The sequence below is a fragment of the Salegentibacter sp. genome (assembly GCF_041642575.1).
Classification (GTDB): Bacteria; Bacteroidota; Bacteroidia; order Flavobacteriales; family Flavobacteriaceae; genus Salegentibacter.
On record NZ_JBEPWD010000104.1, the window covers coordinates 1 to 4,180 of the forward strand.

The window sequence follows — 4,180 nt, forward strand, 5'->3', positions numbered from 1 at the left end:
TTTGCTCTCAGGATGGGACTTCTCGCTGCGCTTCGAAGTGACAAGATTCCTCTGTTAGGAGTTCAAGATTTAAAGTTTAAGGTTAATGCTCCCGTTCAATAATAATAGATAATAAAATATTTCCCGGTATATCCCTGGTAAAAAGTCTTTAAACAAATAGGCAGTTTAAATTAGGGGAAGCTTACACAAACCGGAAAATATTGCCACGAAAATAAGCTCTGTTAAAGCAATACCGAATGTTCAGGAGGCGGTAGCTCTGGAGTAGTGGCTAAATAAAGCTTTTGGATCATATTTTTTCTTTATTGCCTGTAGTTTTTCGAAATTTTTACCTCCGGCCATTTTTTGGCTCTTCTCTTCGATATCCTCAAAATTCACGTAAGAGGACCCACCGGAAAGAGGAAGAAAATTCTCAATTGCTTTTCTTGTCCATTCAATATTTAATGAATCAGACTGTTTTTTCTCCCAATTGGATTCTATCCCAAGTAAATGTTGAGCTCCGCGATGGGCATACGCGGTTTCCAGGGGTTTGACTTTATCAATTGCACCACCTAACAGCCAAATATCAACAGTACTTAAGGGAGAAGGACGGCTCTTTCCCAGCTCTATAAATTTCTCGATCACTTCATCGGTTACCTCATCAAAAAACAGGGATTTCCAATAATAATTAAGATCAAATTTTGGATAATCCTCATCAAAAAATTGTTGTAATTCGGTATAGGGCATCAATCCACTAAAATCTGCTATGGGTTCTCCAAATTTTCTATAAGGAGCAAAAACTTTTTCTCCTTCTTCAGCAGCACCGGCATACATTCCGGCAATGAGTATAAAATCTTCTCCAAAATGCTTTTCAGGAAAAGGTTCGTTTTCGGGAATACTGCCATATATAAGTGTAATGGAAGCTTCAGGAGGTAAAGCAGCGGCATTTGACCGGTAATATCTCAGGATTTCACCAGTTAATCTGGCCGGATAAAAAACGATGCAACTCATCACCTCTGGCCCTACCTGGTAAAGCCTGAAATTAAAAGTACTTACAATACCAAAACCGGGCCCACCCCCTTTAATTGCCCAAAAGAGATCGGCGTTCTGGTCATTATCAGCAGTTATACGATCTCCATTGGCCGTAATAATTTCTGCCGAAACCAGGTTATCACACGCCAGGCCATATTTTCTACGAAGCCAGCCTAAACCACCTCCCAGTGTTAGACCGGCCACACCGGTGTCTGAAACCAGACCGCCGGGGGTTGCCAGACCTTTGGCCTGTGTAACCTGGTCTACCTCTCCCCACGTAGCTCCTCCCTGTACCGACACCTGTTTATTTTCTTCATCTAAAGTAACCGCATTCATATCTGAGAGATCAATCATTAATCCATGGTCACAAACGGCTCCACCGGCAACATGATGCCCTCCGCCTTTTACCGTTACTACCACCTCATTTTCCGTGGCAAATTTCAGGGTTTCCTGAATATCATGTTCATTTTTGCATTTAACAATAATTGCTGGACTACGGTCAATCATTCCATTCCAAACCATTCGGCTATTATCATAGTCATCATCATCTTTTATTATTAACCTGCCATCAATTTTCCTTTTTAGGGCCATAAGACGATCAGGATTAATTACTTCCAATTCATCATTCCACTTCAATATCTTTCCTGTTTCCATCACGATTCATTTTGAAATTGAACCTTAAACTAACCAAAATTTATAATTTTTAATAAATGGAAATAGTTAAAACATTTAAGGGTTTTCCTGTAATATTGGAAGAAATAAGAACAAGATTTCCGGGATGAGGTTTTTTATAGTTTGTTGTTCGGAGTTCAAGGTTTAATGTTCAAGGTTCAAAGTTGTCCGTCGGTGGAGTTATAGTTTCGGGGATGGTCGGGTTCTAATTGCTCTCAGGGTGGGACTTCTCGCTGCGCTTCGAAGTGACAAGGGTTTTTGGTTGTGGGTTCTCTGTTGTGGGTTCTCTGTTGTGGGTTCTCTGTTGTGGGTTTCTTGAGGTTTATGGATTGGGGTTTATTGTTTGTTGTTCTGAGTTCAAGGTTCAAAGTTGTCCGTCGGTGGAGTTATAGTTTCGGGGATGGTCGGGTTCTATTTGCTCTCAGGATGGGACTTCTCGCTGCGCTTCGAAGTGACAAGGGTTTTTGGTTGTGGGTTCTCGATTTTTCCGGAGTTTGTGGTTTGGGGTTTGTTGTTCGGGGTCCAATGTTAAGGCTTCAGGTTCAATGTATTAGTGGAATTAAAAAAGAGACAAATAAAGGGTTCCAAAGCCTTGCGGGGTAATGCAAAGATTAATTATAAATTTGTATCATAGTATATCCTAAAAAGTCTGTGATGAAAATACTCCATAATAAAAGTCTGCTCACCTTTATCCTTATTCTTTTTAGTTTGATGGCCACGGCCCAGATTCCGGGGATCACCCCTGCGGAAACTGAAGAAGAGGAAGAAATACAGGAGGATCCCTTAGGAAGACATACGCCCCGGGGCACGGTGATAGGTTTTATCGATGCGATGTCGGCAAGGAATTATTCACGAGCTTCGAGATACCTGGAATTTCCACAAATGATCAGGGATTCAGAGGGCCAGGAGGAATTGATACAGGTGCTCATGGCATTGCTGGATACCGAGGGAGATATTTTACCCTATTCTTTAATAAGCAAAGAACCGGAGGGCCGCACCGATGACAATCTGGAGCCTGAGCTCGATAAGATAGGCACGGTGAATGCTGACGGGGAGAGGATAGATATTCTCCTGGTAAAGACCATCGGGAATGAAAATAACCCCATTTGGTTGTTTTCGGAAGAAAGCCTGGCGGTGATAGATTCGGCCTCCACTACTCCCAATTCCCTGGTAGACCGACTGCTACCGGGATTTCTAAAAAATAATATCTGGGGCGGCGTGCCGGTAGGCCAATGGATCGTTGCCGTGATACTAATCGCTTTAAGCTATCTGCTGGCATGGGCGGTAATTGGGATCCTACTATGGATTTCACGGAAACTATGGAAAGGTGCACGGGAGGAGCCGGCTTCCGGGATATTAAGCGCCTTACACCTGCCTCTGGTTCTTTACCTGGCCGTGATGCTTTTCATAAGTCTGTCCCGAACTATAGGCCTATCGATCATCATAAGACAAAAATTCAGTGCGCTTACCGTCATCGTGGGAATTACTGCGATAGTGCTTCTGTTATGGCGACTTTCTGATTTTCTGGGGAAATATTCACAGAAAAAGATGTTGCTGCGGGGGAATCCGGCAGGGGTCTCTATTGTTCTGTTCCTCCAACGGGCCGCCAAGATCGCCATAGTGATCCTGGGAATTATCGCTATCCTGGGAGCTGTTGGCATCGATGTAACCACAGGACTCGCCGCCCTGGGAATTGGTGGTATTGCCCTGGCTCTGGGTGCCCAGAAAACCATAGAAAACTTTGTGGGGAGTGTAACTCTTATCACCGACCGGCCCATACGGGTAGGCGATTTCTGCAGGGTGGGAGAAATTACGGGACATGTAGAGAAGATCGGAATCAGGTCTACGCGTATCCGCACCTTAGACCGTACCCTGGTTACGATTCCCAACGGTGCTTTTTCTTCTGACACCATCGAAAATTACGCCCACCGGGATAAATTCAGATTTCACAGCGTGTTAAACTTCAGGTACGAGACCAGCCCGGACCAACTTCGGTATTTACTGGCTGAACTTCGCAAGGTGCTCTACTCCCACCCCAAAGTGCTACCCGAGCCGGCCAGGATCCGTTTTATAGGTTTTGCCTCCAGTTCACTGGACCTTGAGGTTTTTGCTTATCTCAATGCCATCGATTATGATCATTACCTGGAAATAAAGGAAGATCTCATGCTAAGGATGATGGAGGTCGTAGAGAAAAGCGGCAGCGGTTTCGCTTTCCCTTCTCAAACGCTATACTTCGCCAAAGATCATGGGCTGAATAAAGTAAAGGTGGAAGAAGCAGAGGAAAAGGTGAAGGACTGGCGCAGCAAAAATGAAATGCCGATTCCGAAGTTCAGTAAAGAGCAGATAGAGAAATTGAAGAATACTTCTAAGTATCCTTCTGAGGGGAGTGTGGAAAACGAGTAACGATGTGAGCCTGTGATCTTGTGATCTTGTGACGGAGTAATGCTTGGGTTCTGAGTTCTGAGTTCTCGGTTATCGGTTTTTCCTGGGTTTATTGTTT

2 protein-coding genes are annotated in these 4,180 nt (G+C 44.0%); one reads left to right on the forward strand and one right to left on the reverse strand.

Features of this window, described 5'->3' with window-relative positions; genetic code table 11:
* Positions 1 to 240 precede the first annotated feature (240 nt).
* Positions 241 to 1,662 (reverse strand): FAD-binding oxidoreductase, encoded by a 1,422-nt coding sequence (locus ACESK1_RS11460; RefSeq protein ID WP_372920316.1) that lies wholly within the window; start codon positions 1,660 to 1,662, stop codon positions 241 to 243.
* Positions 1,663 to 2,334: 672 nt separating this feature from the next.
* Here ACESK1_RS11460 and ACESK1_RS11465 point away from each other — a divergent pair.
* Positions 2,335 to 4,083, forward strand: a complete 1,749-nt coding sequence (locus ACESK1_RS11465; protein WP_372920317.1) for a mechanosensitive ion channel family protein — start codon at positions 2,335 to 2,337, stop codon at positions 4,081 to 4,083.
* The last annotated feature ends 97 nt before the right edge of the window (positions 4,084 to 4,180 follow it).